The sequence below is a fragment of the Devosia sp. GW821-FHT12F11 genome (assembly GCF_058806655.1).
Genome location: NZ_JBXAPX010000006.1, coordinates 245,173 through 260,070, shown reverse-complemented (window position 1 = coordinate 260,070; position 14,898 = coordinate 245,173). Strand labels below are relative to the sequence as shown.

Annotated in this window: 15 protein-coding genes; 7 read left to right on the top strand and 8 right to left on the bottom strand. The window is 65.5% G+C overall.

The genetic code is table 11. From position 1 onward, the window contains the following. Together AC1ROK_RS18860 and AC1ROK_RS18855 are read left to right on the top strand one after the other, a co-directional pair. On the top strand, positions 1 to 651 hold the full coding sequence (locus AC1ROK_RS18860; RefSeq protein WP_492849719.1) for a CMD domain protein: 651 nt from the start codon (positions 1 to 3) through the stop codon (positions 649 to 651). Positions 652 to 659: 8 nt separating this feature from the next. After that, positions 660 to 1,265 (top strand): alkylhydroperoxidase domain protein, encoded by a 606-nt coding sequence (locus AC1ROK_RS18855; protein WP_492849717.1) that lies wholly within the window; start codon positions 660 to 662, stop codon positions 1,263 to 1,265. A gap of 133 nt (positions 1,266 to 1,398) precedes the next feature. On the opposite strand, the gene AC1ROK_RS18850 is transcribed toward AC1ROK_RS18855, so the two are convergent. Next, on the bottom strand, positions 1,399 to 1,647 hold the full coding sequence (locus AC1ROK_RS18850; protein ID WP_492849715.1) for a hypothetical protein: 249 nt from the start codon (positions 1,645 to 1,647) through the stop codon (positions 1,399 to 1,401). A 247-nt stretch (positions 1,648 to 1,894) separates the two neighbouring features. Here AC1ROK_RS18850 and AC1ROK_RS18845 point away from each other — a divergent pair, with 247 nt between their 5' ends. Continuing rightward, a complete protein-coding gene (locus AC1ROK_RS18845; protein ID WP_492849713.1) occupies positions 1,895 to 4,237 on the top strand; it encodes a bifunctional diguanylate cyclase/phosphodiesterase in 2,343 nt (780 codons plus the stop codon). Between the two features lie 64 nt (positions 4,238 to 4,301). Here AC1ROK_RS18845 and AC1ROK_RS18840 read toward each other — a convergent pair whose 3' ends face one another. Continuing rightward, the gene (locus AC1ROK_RS18840; RefSeq protein ID WP_055883009.1) at positions 4,302 to 4,574 is read right to left on the bottom strand and encodes a DUF2312 domain-containing protein; all 273 of its coding nucleotides are present in this window, start codon (positions 4,572 to 4,574) and stop codon (positions 4,302 to 4,304) included. A gap of 206 nt (positions 4,575 to 4,780) precedes the next feature. Between AC1ROK_RS18840 and AC1ROK_RS18835 the strand changes: the two genes are divergently transcribed. From AC1ROK_RS18835 to AC1ROK_RS18825, 3 genes are all read left to right on the top strand, one after another. Further along, positions 4,781 to 5,413 (top strand): DUF1036 domain-containing protein, encoded by a 633-nt coding sequence (locus AC1ROK_RS18835; RefSeq protein ID WP_492849710.1) that lies wholly within the window; start codon positions 4,781 to 4,783, stop codon positions 5,411 to 5,413. Further along, complete coding sequence (pyk, locus tag AC1ROK_RS18830; RefSeq protein WP_492849708.1) at positions 5,410 to 6,846, top strand: pyruvate kinase; 1,437 nt, start codon at positions 5,410 to 5,412, stop codon at positions 6,844 to 6,846. Before AC1ROK_RS18835 ends, pyk begins: the two co-directional genes overlap by 4 nt. 81 nt (positions 6,847 to 6,927) lie before the next feature. Next, positions 6,928 to 8,316 (top strand): M20/M25/M40 family metallo-hydrolase, encoded by a 1,389-nt coding sequence (locus tag AC1ROK_RS18825; protein ID WP_492849706.1) that lies wholly within the window; start codon positions 6,928 to 6,930, stop codon positions 8,314 to 8,316. Positions 8,317 to 8,551: 235 nt separating this feature from the next. Here the strand turns inward: AC1ROK_RS18825 and ykgO are convergent, their stop codons facing one another. Then, positions 8,552 to 8,677: a type B 50S ribosomal protein L36 gene (ykgO, locus tag AC1ROK_RS18820; RefSeq protein ID WP_055046235.1), complete on the bottom strand. Its 126-nt coding sequence runs from the start codon at positions 8,675 to 8,677 to the stop codon at positions 8,552 to 8,554. A 155-nt stretch (positions 8,678 to 8,832) separates the two neighbouring features. Here ykgO and AC1ROK_RS18815 point away from each other — a divergent pair, with 155 nt between their 5' ends. Then, on the top strand, positions 8,833 to 9,321 hold the full coding sequence (locus AC1ROK_RS18815) for a response regulator (protein WP_492849703.1): 489 nt from the start codon (positions 8,833 to 8,835) through the stop codon (positions 9,319 to 9,321). A gap of 12 nt (positions 9,322 to 9,333) precedes the next feature. On the opposite strand, the gene AC1ROK_RS18810 is transcribed toward AC1ROK_RS18815, so the two are convergent. The 5 genes from AC1ROK_RS18810 to AC1ROK_RS18790 all read right to left on the bottom strand — a co-directional run bounded on the left by AC1ROK_RS18810 (position 9,334) and on the right by AC1ROK_RS18790 (position 14,897). Beyond that, a complete protein-coding gene (locus tag AC1ROK_RS18810) occupies positions 9,334 to 10,341 on the bottom strand; it encodes an ABC transporter ATP-binding protein (RefSeq protein WP_492849701.1) in 1,008 nt (335 codons plus the stop codon). Next, positions 10,341 to 11,324, bottom strand: a complete 984-nt coding sequence (locus AC1ROK_RS18805; protein ID WP_492849699.1) for an ABC transporter ATP-binding protein — start codon at positions 11,322 to 11,324, stop codon at positions 10,341 to 10,343. Before AC1ROK_RS18805 ends, AC1ROK_RS18810 begins: the two co-directional genes overlap by 1 nt. Before the next feature lie 16 nt (positions 11,325 to 11,340). Then, positions 11,341 to 12,258 (bottom strand): ABC transporter permease, encoded by a 918-nt coding sequence (locus tag AC1ROK_RS18800; protein WP_492849697.1) that lies wholly within the window; start codon positions 12,256 to 12,258, stop codon positions 11,341 to 11,343. Then, positions 12,258 to 13,181 carry an ABC transporter permease gene (locus AC1ROK_RS18795; protein ID WP_492849695.1) on the bottom strand — a complete coding sequence of 308 codons (924 nt, stop codon included), beginning with the start codon at positions 13,179 to 13,181 and terminating at the stop codon, positions 12,258 to 12,260. The genes AC1ROK_RS18800 and AC1ROK_RS18795 overlap by 1 nt, the downstream gene beginning before the upstream one ends. Before the next feature lie 105 nt (positions 13,182 to 13,286). Then, entirely contained in the window at positions 13,287 to 14,897 is a 1,611-nt protein-coding gene (locus AC1ROK_RS18790; RefSeq protein WP_492850018.1) for a peptide ABC transporter substrate-binding protein, read from the bottom strand. Between the last annotated feature and the right edge of the window lies 1 nt (position 14,898).

Here is a 14,898-nt window from a genome sequence, read left to right as displayed (position 1 = left end):
ATGAGTGACAAGAGCAAGGACGTCATCGACCAGTTGGTGGGCGTGCTCCCCGGCAGCGCGCTGGATGCCGTGCGCAATGGGCGGCCGACCGCCCGCGACAATGCGCAGAAGAGTTTTGAGGCGCTGTTTGCGCCCGTTGATGCAGGCACGGTGCTGCTCGAAGAGCGGTTCGCCATCGCCTACTTCGTCGCCGCGCTGCACAGGGACGAAGCGATCGCCGCATTCTACAAGGAGCAATTGGGGCACCACGACCGCAACGGCCTGATCGGCGCCATCAGCGCTGAGATCCGTCGCGGCGAGACGGCCGGCCCCTATGGCCATTATCCCGCCGGTCCCCTCAGCGCCGAAGACAAGCCGGGCCTGGAATATCAGCCTGACGCCGCAAACCGCGAGGTACTCGGCCGGCTCGGCGCGGCGCTGTCTCACGCCCACTTCCTCGTCTTCCACCCGCGCGACGCGAGCCCCGACAAGCTGCAGAAGCTGCTCAATGCCGGCTGGTCGACGACCGATATCGTGACGCTGAGCCAACTGGTGGCGTTCCTTGCCTTCCAGATCCGCGTGGTGATCGGGCTCAGGGCCCTCGCCGCAGCGCAGCAGGCCGCGAGCATCGCCTACGCCACCACCCCGATCAGCCCCGTCGCTGCAGCCTGAGGCCTGAAATGACCGATAAAGCCATCACCTACGACCTCGCCGACCGCCCGGTGGTCTTCACCCAGGAGCAGATCGGCTGGGCCCCCTGGCTGCAGCCGCTCGACGAATCCGAGTTGACAGACCGGCACTGGGAAGGGCTGACCGAGGCGTCGCGCGCCAAGTCGCCCTATTTCATGCTGCTTGCCCGCGATCCGGACATCCTCGGCGCCCGCACCCGCACCGACAAGGATATCTTCTACAACCCCGACGCCGGCCTGCCCCGCGCCGAGCGCGAGCTCGCGGCCGCGGCGACCTCGCGCTCCAACGGCTGCATCTTCTGCGCTTCGGTGCATGCCCGTTTCGCCTCGACCTATTCGAAGCGCGGCGAGGATGTGCAGCGGCTGCTCGATGACGGCGTGGAAGTCGATCTCGGCGACCGCTGGAACACCCTGGTCGCCGCCTCGGTCGCCCTGACGGAGACGCCCTCGGCCTTCGGCGGCGAACAGATCGCCGACCTCAAGGAGGCCGGGCTCGACGACCTGGCGATCGCCGACCTGATCCAGAGCGCGGCGTTCTTCAACTGGGCCAACCGGCTGATGCTGTCGTTGGGCGAGCCGACCCCGGCGGCGGCGTAAGCAACATCAACGCCGGTGGTTGACTGCCCCCCTGTCCCCTCCCCCTAAACAAGGGGAGGGAGACGCTCACTGCGAGGCTGGTGTCTTGGTCTCCCTCCCCATTCCTAGGGGGAGGGACAGGGGTGGGGGTCGGTCAACCACCGGCAGTGGTACCTTCGGCCGGAGCACCCTGCTCTTTCGGCTCATCATTGGCTGGGGCCACCGCCGGTTGCGGTGAACGCGCCTGATCTTCCGCCGAGAGCCGACGCTCGATCGCGTCCTTGGCCCCCTTGGCAAATTCCTCACTCGAATACGGACCCCACTCGACCTGCTGTCCGTCGAGATAGGCGTAGAAATACCATCGGCCGTCGCGCTTCTCCGGCCCAAACGTGCGCTGCGTCATAACTGCTCCTAGAAGCCCCGCAGCAGAACTAGCGGAGCCGCCCCGGCGTTCCATACGTCTATGGTAGCAGGCCGTTCCGCCCAGCCCTGCACGGGGACGGCCGCCACGCCTACGCAGTTCTACCTGCAGCACGCCAGACGGCTGATTCACCCATGCGACAACCCGATGTTGGTTCGCAGTAGCGGGTAATCGTCTGTTCATCGGCGGCGCGAACTATCGCCGCCGTTAAAGTCTCCGGGGGCGCCTGTTGCAGGCTGTCGTCAATACATTGCTGAACAACCACGACATGGCACTGGTTGTCGTGGCGGCGTTGCTGTGCGCGCTGTCGTCATTCGCCGGAATATCGCTGCTGCACCATGCCCGGCGGACGGCCGGCGGGATGCAGTTGGCGTGGCTGGGCGTCGCGGCGGTTTCCGTCGGCTTCGGCATCTGGGCCACCCACTTCGTCGCCATGCTGGCGTTTCACCCCGGCGTTGCCGTCGGCTACGACCTGCCGACGACGCTGGCATCGCTATCGCTGGCCATCGCCATTGTCGGCGGCGGGCTCTGGTTTGCCGCCATCGGCACCTCCGCCGGCGACTCGATCCTCGCTGGCGCGGTGGTTGGTCTCGGTATTTCCGCCATGCACTACACCGGCATGGCGGCAGTGATTGTCGGCGGCGCCATCGTCTGGGACGGCAACCTCGTCGCGCTGTCGATCCTGACCGGCATGGCGCTGGGCGCGGCGGCGCTCTGGCTGGCGCGAGCCTCGACCCTGCGCGGCCGGCTGGGTGCGCCGGTTCTGCTCACCCTCGCCATCTGCGCCATGCATTTCACCGCCATGGGCGCCGCAGGCTTCGCCGATTGTTATTCGATCGTCGCCGAGGGCACGCCGACCTGGCTGTGGCTGGTGCTGTCGCTCGCCTCGACCATCATCCTCGGCCTCGCCATGGGCGGCACCCTGCTCGACCTCAGGGATCGGCGCCGCAGTGCCGAAGGCGCACGGATGCGCGAGCTGGCCGACGCAGCCGTCGAAGGCATCGTCATCGTGCGGCAAGGAGCTATCACCGCGACCAATCGTAGCTTCAGGAACCTCGTGGGCTCGGATGCTGACGCAAACGGCCGGCCGCTGCTCGACTTCCTCGACGCCGCTGCTTGCGAGGCGCTCCAGCGCTCGCCCAACGCCACCATCGACGCCGAGCTCAAGGTTGCCGGCGGCAGCATCCCGGTCGAGGCGGTGGCCCACGAGATCGAGTTCCAGGGGGTGCGGCAGCGCGCCATCGCCATCCGCGATGTGTCGGTCCGCAAGCAGGCCGAGGAGCACATCCGCTTCCTCGCCCACCATGATGCGCTGACCGGGCTGCCCAACCGGGTGAGCTTCGGCAAGCGGCTCAATGAGACCATCGAGCGGGCCCGCGGCGACGGGCGGAGCTGCAGTGTGCTGTGTCTCGACCTCGACAAGTTCAAGGAGGTGAACGACCTCTATGGCCATGCGGCGGGCGATGCGCTGCTGCGCCGGGTCGGGTTGATCCTGCAGCGGGAGGTAGCAGAGATCGGTTATCCCGCTCGGCTGAGCGGCGACGAGTTCGCCGTGGTCCTCAACGCCACCGAAAGCCTCGAAGCCGCCAATCGTGTGGCGCAGCGGCTGCTGCAGGCGTTCGCGCTGGATGTGGCCGAGAGCCCCGAGGACGCCATGATCTCCGCTTCGATCGGCATTGCCTCCTTTCCCGGTGACGCCGAGAGCGCCGAGCAGCTGATGTCGGCCGCCGACATGGCGCTCTACCGGGCCAAGCAGGACGGGCGCGGCGCCTACCGGCTGTTCGAGGCGACGATGAACGATGAGTTGCACGACCGGCGGCTGGTCGCCAATGACCTGGCGGCTGCGGCCGATGCGGGACAATTAGAGCTGGCGTACCAGCCGCAGGTCGACCTCGCCTCGGGCGACGTCACCGGGTTCGAGGCGCTGATCCGCTGGCGCCATCCGGAGCGCGGCGACGTGCCGCCCGGTGTCTTCGTCCCCATTGCCGAGGAGAACGGGCTGATCCTCGGGATTGGCGAGTGGGTGTTGCGGACCGCCTGCGAGGAGGCCGCCGGCTGGCGAGTGCCGTTGGGCATTTCGGTGAATGTCTCGGCGGCGCAGATCCACAACCCGGCCTTCGCCCGGCAGATTCATGAGGTGCTGCTCGAAACGGGCCTGTCGCCGGCTCGGCTGGAGATCGAGGTGACCGAGACGGCGCTGGTGCGAGACCTGGTGCGGGCGGTGACGACGCTGCGGCAGGTCCGCGCGCTGGGGGTGGGTGTCGCGATCGACGACTTCGGCACCGGCCACTCGTCGCTGACCCACCTCAGCGCGTTCCCGTTCTCGCGCATCAAGCTGGACCAATCGTTCGTCCGGACCTTCGATCGCAACCCGCAATCGGCGGCGATCGTCCACGCAGTCATCGAGCTCGGGCGTTATCTCGGCACCCCAGTGGTCGCCGAGGGGGTCGAGCGGCAGGAGGAGTTGACCTTCCTCCGCTCCGAAGGCTGCGAGACCGCCCAAGGTTTCCTGTTTGGCCACCCGGCGCCGATCGCCACCTTTGTCGGGTTACAGACCCGCAGGGCCAGCTAGGGCGGCCTCCGGAAAAAGCAAAGGCCGCCCGGTGGGCGGCCCTCGTTGCGTCTGGCGCGGGCGCTTACTCGTCGTCGCTCGGTGCAGCCGCCATGCCCAGCGCGGTGAGGTAGAGCTCGAGCAGCGCTTCCTGCTCCATGCGCTCGGCATGGTCCTGTTTGCGGATCGAGACGATCTTGCGCAGCACCTTGGTGTCGAAGCCGTTGCCCTTGGCCTCGGCGTAGACTTCCTTGATGTCGCCGGCAATCGCGGCCTTCTCTTCCTCGAGCCGCTCGATGCGCTCGATGAAGGCCTTGATCTGGTCCTGGGCGACGCTATCGGGGGAGACGGTTGCCATAGTCGAATTCCTTTTGCTTTCGGCCCCCGTTCAACCCGTTCGTCGACGCCCGTTCAAGCCTATTCGGACATCAATCCACATCGCTTGCCCGCCAGTTTCGTAATTCCGACAAAAGCCGCGTTTACCGGTTGACAGCGGGCGGAGCGCTGAGCACAAACACCTCGCGCGCTGCAAACGATTTCAGGCAATCCAACCCGGACGGTCCATTGCGCTACATCCTGGCCATCGCTGGTGTGCTCGCCGCCGCGTTCGTAGCCATCACCATCTGGATCTTCCTGCCGCGTGCCGACGCGCCGCTCAGTGCTGCCTCAGCTCAGGCCCAGCAGGCGCAGTCTCAAACCCCGGCCGACCAGAGCGCCGCACCCGGCGAAGGCAGCTTCCGGGTCTGCAACGAGACGGCCAACAAGGTATCCGTGGCCTTCGGCTATCGCGCCGAGAAGGGCTGGCAATCCGAAGGCTGGTGGGTGGCCGAGCCCGATAACTGCGTCACCATCTACCGCGGCAACCTCGAAGCCCGCCGCTACTACTATGTGTACGCCGCCGACGATGTCAGCGGCGGTGCCTGGGACGGCAGCGTCTTCATGTGCACCCGCGACGAGACCTTCACCATCTTCGGTGTTGAGGATTGCCTGGCGCGCGGCTACGAACGCACCGGCTTCTTCGAAGTCGATACCAACAATCGCAGCGACTGGACGTTGCAGCTGACTGATGGCGAGGTCGTAGGCGGCGACACCGACGCCACCGGCGAAACCGTGCCACTCGAGGGCGACCTGCCTAGCGACGGCGGCGACCAGCCGGCCGGCGACACTCCTACTGATGAAGGTGCAGATTCCGAATGAGACGCTTGAGACGCGTGAAGATCGTCGCCACCCTGGGCCCCGCGTCCAACGATGAAGCCACGATCGAGAAGCTGGCGCGGGCCGGCGCGGACGTTTTCCGCATCAACATGAGCCACGCCAGCCACGAGCTGCTGAAGCAGACCGTCGGCTATATCCGCAATGTCGAGGCGCGGCTGCACCACCCGATCGGCATCCTGGTCGACCTGCAGGGGCCGAAGCTCCGCGTCGGCCGCTTCGCCGAAGGCGCGGTGCAACTGGTGGCAGGCGCCAGGTTCACCCTCGACAGTTCCGAAGCTCCGGGCACTGCCGAGCGCGTGTTCCTGCCGCACCCCGAAATCCTCGAGTCCGTCTCGGTGGGCGATCGCCTGCTGCTCGATGACGGCAAGCTCCAGCTGAGGGCCACCAAGGTCGGCGGCGGGCAGGTCGAGACCGAGGTGATCTACGGCGGCAAGCTAAGCGACAAGAAGGGCGTGAGCCTGCCCGACACGCTCCTGCCGATGGGCGCGCTGACCGAGAAGGACCACGCCGATCTGCTGAAGGGGCTCGAGGCGGAAGCCGACTGGATCGCCGTCAGCTTCGTGCAGCGCCCCGAAGACATCATCGACATCCGCAAGATCGTCCAGGGCCGCGCCGGCGTCATGGCCAAGATCGAGAAGCCGCAGGCGGTGGAACGGCTCGAAGAGATCATCAAGCTCTGCGATGCCTTCATGGTGGCGCGCGGCGACCTAGGGGTGGAAATGCCGCTCGAGCAGGTCCCTGGCCTGCAGAAGCGCATGATCCGTATCGCCCGCCGCTACGGCAAGCCCGTGGTGGTCGCCACCCAGATGCTGGAATCGATGATCACCTCGCCGGTGCCGACCCGCGCCGAAGTGTCGGACGTGTCGATCGCCGTGTTCGAAGGTGCTGACGCGGTCATGCTCTCGGCCGAAAGCGCCTCGGGCCAGTACCCGGTCGAAGCCGTGGCCATGATGAACAAGGTCGCCGTGGCGGTCGAAGGCGATCCGAACTATCGCGGCATCATCCGTGCCCAGGCCGCCGAGCCCGAGGCGACTGCCGCCGACGCCATCTCCGCAGCGACCCGCCAGGTCGCCGAGACGCTCGATCTGGCAGCCATCGTCACCTACACCTCGTCCGGCTCGACCGCTATCCGCGCGGCCCGTGAGCGGCCCAGCAAGCCGATCCTCGCGCTGTCGCCGAACCTTCGTACAGTCCGCCGCCTGTCGGTGGTCTGGGGCATTCACTGCGTGGAATCGCCCGATGCGGTGAACCTTGAGGACATGGTCGATCGCGCCTGCGTCATCGCCTACAACGAGGGCCTTGCGCGCCCGGGCGACCGCATCGCCATCACCGCCGGCATCCCGCTGGGTACGCCTGGCGCCACCAACATGCTGCGCATCGCCTTCGTCCGCCAGGACGGCGCTGGATCCTCTTGATCCTGACTGCCTAGGCTGTACCTTCTCGATCCCTCCCCCGACCGGGGGAGGGATTTTCGCTTTCAGTAACGGATTGCCCTGATGTCCACCGCCCTCGACGCTGCCCTCGCCCATGCCGACGCCCATCTCGACGACAGCGTCGCGCGGCTGAAGACGCTGGTGGCCATCAAGTCGATTTCCACCGACCCGGCCTATACCGATGAGGTGCACAAGGCGGCGGACTGGCTGGCGGCCGACCTCAATGCGCTGGGCTTTGATGCTTCGGTGCGCCCGACGCCGGGACACCCGATGGTGGTGGCGCATGATCAGGCAGCTGATGGACCGCATGTGCTGTTCTACGCCCATTACGACGTGCAGCCGGTCGACCCACTCAATCTGTGGCACACTGACCCGTTCACCGCGACGCTGGTCAAGGGCGAGGACGGTGAGACCCGCATCGTCGGGCGCGGCACCTCAGACGACAAGGGGCAACTCCTGACCTTCGTCGAGGCCTGCCGCGCCTGGAAGGCGGTGAACGGGCCGCTGCCGATCAAGGTGACCCTGTTCTTCGAGGGCGAGGAAGAGTCGGGCGGCAAGAGCCTGCCAGGCTTCCTCGAGGCCAATAAGGCCGAGCTCGGCAGCGCCGACATCGCACTGGTCTGCGACACCGACCTGTGGAACCGCGACACGCCGGCCATCGTCACCTCGCTGCGCGGCCTGGTCGGCGAAGAGGTGGTGATCACCTGTGCCAGCCATGACCTCCATTCCGGCATGTACGGCAATGCTGCCCGCAATCCGATCCAGGTGCTGGCCGACATCATCGCCTCGCTGCGCAACCCCGATGGCAGCGTGGCGCTGGAAGGCTTTTACGACGATGTCGCCGAGCTGCCGCCCGAGATCGCGGCGCAGTGGAAGCGCCTGCCCTATGACGAGGCGGCCTTCATGCGCGGGGCCGGGCTGACCACGCCGGCCGGCGAACAGGGGCGCTCGGTGCTCGAGCAGACCCGCGCACGCCCGACCTGCGAGATCAACGGCATCACCGGCGGCTATACCGGCGATGGCTTCAAGACGGTGATCCCGGCCAAGGCCAGCGCCAAGATTTCGTTCCGGCTGGTTTCCGGCATGGACCCCAGGAAGATTCGGGCCGCGTTCCGCAAGCACGTCACCGACCGGCTGCCGCCCGACGCCACGGCGAGCTTTCACGAGCACGGCGGCGCGCCGGCGGTGTCGGTGCCGACCGACGGTCCGTTCGTCGCCAAGGCCGCGGCCGCGCTGAAGGACGAGTGGGGCAACGAGGCCGCGCTGATCGGTTCGGGCGGCTCGATCCCGGTAGCCGGCGAATTCAAGAAGACTCTCGGGCTCGATACGCTGCTGATCGGCTTCGCGCTCGACGACGACCGCATCCACTCGCCCAACGAGAAGTACAACCTCACGAGCTTCCACAAGGGCATCCGCTCGTGGCTCAGGATCATCGCCGGGTTTGCGGCGTAGGCAGGGCCGACCGAGAGAGACATCGGCGGGGGGGTGCAGACCTCCCCTCCCCGGTGTCATCCCTGCGAAAGCAGGGACCCATTTCTCAGCCCGTGCCAGTGGAGAGTTGGGTCCCTGCTTTCGCAGGGATGACAGCTGGTGGTTAGGCGAGTTACGTGCCCTCCAAAGGGAGGGACGGCCAAAGCAAAAAGGCCCGCTTGCGCGGGCCTTCAAACTATCAGTCGTGAGCAGCAGCTCAGCCCTGGCGGGCCTTGTAGCGCTTGTCCACCTTGTTGATGATGTACACGCGGCCGCGGCGGCGCACGAGCTTGTTGGCGCGATGGCGACCCATCAGAGCCTTGAGCGAATTGGTGACTTTCATGCCGAACCTCGGAACTGAAATAAAAACAGGCGCCGCGCGCCCTCGAATTGGGGCCGTGATTAAGGGCAAAAACCCTTGCTGTCAACGCCCTTCCGCCGGTTTTACGGGCTATGGCGGTTAACCGGCCGGCAAGGCGCCAATGCGACACTCACCGAATGCAGAAACCCAGCTTTTCCAAGCTCGATGTGCTCGTGGTCGATCCCTCGCCGCACATGGGAGCGCTGATCGGCCAGATGCTGCGCCACCTCAAGGTACGCCGCATCGATGAGGTGCAGAGCTCCGACGGCGCAGCCGTGCTGCTGCAGACCCACCGCTTCGGCGCCATCATGATGAACGACGTGCTGGCGCCGATGAACGGCGTCACCATGGTGAAGGCGCTGCGCGCCGCATCCGAAGGGCTGAACCGCGACACCCCGGTCATCATGATGTCGGCCGCTCCCGATGCCACCGAGATCGCCGCGGCGCGCGATGCCGGCGTCACCGAGTTCCTGCGCAAGCCCTTCGCCACCCAGCACGTCGAGAGCCGGCTCGTCGCCATCCTGACCGCCCCTCGCGCCTTCATCGAGGCCGAGGCCTTTGTCGGGCCGGATCGCCGGCGCAAACGCGCCGACTACAAGGGCGGCGAGCGCCGCTCGAGAGGCTAGGGCGCTTTCGGTTCAAGCGCCCGGCTTGAGGTCGAGCTCCTGCCAGCGGATGCAGGCGACGCGCCGGCCGTTGGCGAGTGTCTCGAGCGGCGGCCTGACCTGGGCACAACGCTCTTCCGCATAGCGACACCGCGTCCGGAAGGTACAGCCTGAGGGCTGGTTGATCGGCGAGGGGATTTCCCCCACCAGCCCCTCGATGGTGCGTTGTCGCGCCCGTTTCGGATCGGGGATCGGCACCGCCGTCAGCAGCGCCCGCGTGTAGGGGTGCTTGGGATCCTCATAGAGGTCGTCGCCGTCGGCGAGTTCGACGATCCGGCCGAGATAGAGCACGAGAATGCGGTCGGAAACGTGCCGCACCACGCTCAGGTTGTGCGAAATGAAGATCAGCGTCAGCCCGAACTCATCCTTGAGATCGCTGAGCAGGTTGAGGATCTGCGCCTGAATCGAGACATCGAGCGCCGACACCGGCTCGTCGCAGACGATCAGCTTGGGCTCGCTGATCAGTGCCCGGGCGATGCCGATACGCTGCGCCTGCCCGCCCGAGAATTCGTGCGGATAGCGGTTGATCATCTCCGGCAGGAGGCCCACCGCCTCCATGGTCCTCAGCACCCGCTCGCGCCGGCCCTTGGCGTCGATCTCGGGCATCAGTGTCCTGAGCGGATCGGCGATGATCTCGCCCACCGTCATACGCGGGTTGAGCGAGGCCAGCGGATCCTGGAAAATGATCTGCAGGTCGCGGCGCTTCTTCCGCATTTCCTCGGCCGGCAGCTTGGTGATGTCTTGCCCCAGCCACAGGACGCGGCCCTCGTCGGGGGTAAGGAGCTGCAGGATGCAGCGGCCGAGGGTCGACTTGCCGCAACCACTCTCCCCCACGATGCCGAGCGTTTCGCCGCGCTTGACGGTGAAGTTGATGTCCTGCAGCGCGCGCAGCTGGAAGGGCTTGGCGAACAGTCCGGCGGAGATGGAGAAGTTCTTCGAGAGGTTCTCGATCTTCAACAGGTCTTCGGTACGATCGAGCATTATGCGACCGCCTCATACTTGAGTTCGCCCTGGTACCAGCAGGCCTTTTCGCGCACGTCCTCGACCGGCAGCAGTGGCGGCCGTTCTTCGAAGCAGCGCTCGAAGCGGAAAGCGCAGCGCGGGTGGAAAGCGCAGCCCTTGGGCAGGTGCTCGAGGCTGGGCGGCAAGCCCTGGATCGGATCGAGGCGCTTGGCGCGCTTGGCGACATGCGGCGTCGAATGCAGCAGCCCCAGCGTGTAGGGATGGCGCGGATCGTAGAACAGCGTGTCGGTCGGCCCCTTCTCGATGCAGCGGCCGCCATACATCACCATCATCCGGTCGGCGACGCCGGCCACCACGCCCAGGTCGTGGGTGATCAGCACCAGCGCGGTGCCGAAATCATTGGTGAGGTTCTTGAACAGGTCGAGCATCTGCGCCTGCACGGTCACGTCGAGCGCCGTGGTCGGTTCGTCCGCGATCAGCACCTTGGGCTTGCAGAGCAGCGCCATGGCGATCATCACGCGCTGCCGCATGCCGCCCGAGAGCTCGTGCGGATAGGCATTGGCGCGCTTCACCGGTTCGGGAATGCCGACCCGCTCGAGCATCTCGATGACGGCGCGGTGGGCTTTCTCGGCCGAATAGCCCTGGTGGCGCACCAGCACTTCGGCGAGTTGCGTCTTGACCCTGAGCGTCGGGTTCAGCGAGGTCATCGGATCCTGGAAGATCATCGCGATATCCTTGCCGCGATAATTGTCCAGCCGGTCGGGCGCCATGCCGATGAGGTTCACATCGCCGAGCATGGCCCGGCCCGAGGCTTTGCCGTTGCGGGCGAGCAGCCCCATGATGGAGAGGAAGGCTTGGCTCTTGCCGGAGCCGCTCTCGCCCACCACGGCGAGCGTCTCACCCTCGGCGAGGGTGAAATCGAGGTCGGAAACCGCCTTCACCTCGGATTGGTGCAGCGCGAAGGTTACGTCGAGATTGTCGACGACAAGCACATTGGCCATATCTATCGGTCCTTGCCTATCGGTCCTTGGGGTCGAGCGCGTCACGCAGGCCGTCGCCCAGATACGACAGGCAGAGCAGCATGGTGACGAGGATGGCGGCCGGGGTGAACAGCATCCACGGCAGCGCCTCGGCAACCGGAGCGCCGAACGAGATCAGCGTGCCGAGCGAGGTCTGCGGTTCCTGCACACCGAGGCCGAGATAGGAGAGGAAGCTCTCCGTGATGATGATCTCGGGAATGGTGAGCGTCGCATAGATCACCACCGGACCGGTGAGGTTGGGTACGATATGGCGGAAGATGATGGTGAAGGGCCCTGCCCCACCGGCCTTCGCCGCCTCGATGAACTCGCGCTGCTTGATCGACAGCGTCTGCCCGCGGACGATACGCGCCATGGTCAGCCATTCGAGGCACCCGATGCCCACGAACAGCAGCACCGGCGAGCGCCCGAAGATCACCACCAGGATAATCACGAACAGGATGTAGGGCAGCGCGTACATGATATCGACGAAGCGCATCATGATGGCGTCGACCTTGCCGCCGAAATAGCCGGCGATGGCGCCATAGAGGATGCCGATCACCACCGAAACGAAGGTGGCGACGGCCGCCACCAGCAGCGACATCTGCGTGCCCTGCAGCGTGCGGGCCAGCATGTCGCGGCCGTTCTGGTCGGTGCCGAAATAGTGGCCCTTGGCCCAGTCGGGTGGCTTGCGGATGCCGGCCCAGTCGATCTTGTCGTACGCCCAGGGCAGGAAATACGGCCCGATCAGTGCGAACAGCACGATGGCGATCAGGACGAAGATCGAGACCAGCGCGGCCTTGTTGTTGAACAGGCGCCTGAGCGCATCCTGGGTCAGCGAGCGCCCCTTGGGCGCTTCGGCCGCCAGTGCGTCGGCGTAGGCGGTCAGCGCCGCGTCCTTGCCAGTAATCCCGGCCATCAGCGGTACCTCACCTTGGGATCGAGCCAGGCGTAGAGGATATCGACGAGCAGATTCAGCGCCAGGATGATGAAAACGTAGAGAATGGTCGTGCCGAGCACGAGACCGTAATCACGGTTGAGCGCGGCGGTAATGAAGTACTTGCCGATACCCGGCAGCGAGAACACCTGCTCCACCACCAGCGAGCCGGTGAGGAGGTAGGAAAGGCCGGGGCCAAGATAGGAGACCACCGGCAGGAGCGCCGGCTTCAGCGCATGCCGGGCGAGGATCAGCCTCGTGCCGAGGCCCTTGGAGCGGGCGGTCCGCACATAGTTGGTGCCCAACACCTCGATCATGGAGCCGCGCACCAGCCGGGCGACACGCCCGCCATGCGGCAACGCCAGGATGAAGATCGGCAGCACCAGGTGGATCAGCGAGCCGGGCTGGTAGCCGCCGACCGGCAGCCATTTGAGGTACACGCCAAAGAACAGCTGCACCAGGTTGGCCATCAGGAAGTTCGGGATAATGATGCCGACCAGAACGATGGCGACCAGCAGGTAATCCGGCCACTTGTTCTGGTTCACCGCGGCAACCGCGCCGGCGACCATGCCGCCGATGGTGCCCACTACGAAGGCTGAGAAGCCGAGCATCAGGGTGAAAGGCAGCCCGATGCCGATGAGGCGCGAGACGTTGAAATCCTTCATCACCATCGAAGGACCGAAATCGCCGCGCAGCACGCCGCCGATATAGCCGAAAAACTGCATGATCAGCGGTTCGTCGAGATGGTAGTAGGCGCGCAGGTTCTTCAGCTGGTCGGGGGGCAGCGCGCGTTCACCGTCGAAGGGACCGCCGGGCGCCAGCCGCAAAATGAAGAAGCAAACCGTAATCGTGATGAGCACGATCGGAATAGCCGTAAGCACGCGCCTCAGCGCATAACCGAACATGTTGTGTGTGACCTTTCCCGCCAGCCCGCGGGGCAACGCCGTAAGCCGGCGGCAAAATGCAATCTGGGACCGCGGGGTTAAGCCCCGCGGTCCCTGTTGAGCCGGTTATTCCGACTTAGTCATCCAGCGGACACGGTGAATGTCCTTGGCGTTGTCTTCGAAGCCCGTGATCTTGGGCGAGACGACGTTCTTGGACACGTACCAGTAGATCGGGATGGCCGCAAAGGCGTCCATGGCGATCTGCTCGGCTTCGTGCATCTGGCCGGCGCGCTTGACCAGGTCGAGCTCGCTCGAGGCTGCGGTCATCAGCTCGTCGAACTTGGGATCCGAGTAGCGGCCGTAGTTGTTGCCCCAGTTGATGGTGCCGTCGCTGCCCTTGGTGCCGGTCTTCAGCAGGTCAAGGGTGTTGGACGGATCATCATAGTCGAGCAGCCAGCCGGCGCGGCCGACATTGTAGTCACCGGCACGCAGCGCATCGTAGTGCACGGCGGTTTCGGCGTTGAACAGTTCGACTTCGACGCCGATCTGCTTCCACATGTCGGAGATGGCCACGGCGATGCGCTGGTGGTTCTCGTTGGTGTTGTAGCGCAGCTGCAGCTTCAGCGGCTTGTCCGGGCCGTAGCCGGCTTCGGCCATCAGCTTCTTGGCTTCCTCGACGCGCTGGTCATAGGGCATCTCGGCCCAATCCGGCGCATAGGGAGTGCCTTCGTAGTTGCCGGTACCCGGCGGGACCCAGCCATAGGCCGGCAGTTCGCCGGTGCCCAGCACGTCCGGACCGATCACATCACGCAGCACCGAGATCGACAGGGCCTTGCGGATGTTGATGTTGTCCAGCGGCGGCTTTTCCTGGTTCAGCACGTAGTAGTAGATGCCCAGGAACGGCGCCACATGGGCCTGGCCCGGGTAGTTGTCCTGCAGGAACTTGTACTGGTCGGCGGGGAAGTCGGTGAGGATATCGAGCTCACCGGCGCGATAGCGGTTCAGCGCCGCGGTCAGGTCCTCGGTGTTGTCCCAGCGGATCTCATCGATCTTCAGGCTGTCCTTGCCATAGTAGGTATCGGACTTGACGCCACGCAGATACGAGCCCGGAACCCACTCGACGATCTTGTAGGGGCCGTTGCCGACGATGTTCTCGGGCTGCGTCCACTGGTCGCCGAACTTCTCGATGATGTCCTTGCGGATCGGGAAGGCGGTGTAGTGCGCGAGCGCATCGAGGAAGAACGGCGTTGCTGCTTCAAGCGTGATCTCGAGCGTCTTGTCGTCGACGGCCTTCACACCGAGCTGGCTGAAATCGGTGATCTCGCCGGCCGCGATCTTGGACGAGTTCTTGATCGGGTACTGCAGGTACGCGTACTCGGACGCGGTCTTGGGGTCGAACAGGCGCTGGAAGGCGTCGACCCAGTTCTGCGCCGTCACCGGCACGTTGTCCGACCACACGGCATCGCCGCGGATCTTGAAGGTATAGACGAGGCCGTCGTCGGAGATGGTCCACGATTCCGCCTGGCCGGCGACTGCCTTGGCCTGGGCATCCTCGGTCACGAGGCCTTCGAGATATTCGGAAACGATGCGGTTCTCCCAGTCGCCCGAAACCTTGTGCGGGTCGAGCGAGCCGGGCTCGCCGCCATTGCCCAGGTTGAGCGTCACGGCGAGAGCCGCGCTCGACATCATCAGCGCTAACGCGCCGGCGGCCGTCACCGCTTTGAGGACCTGTGTTATT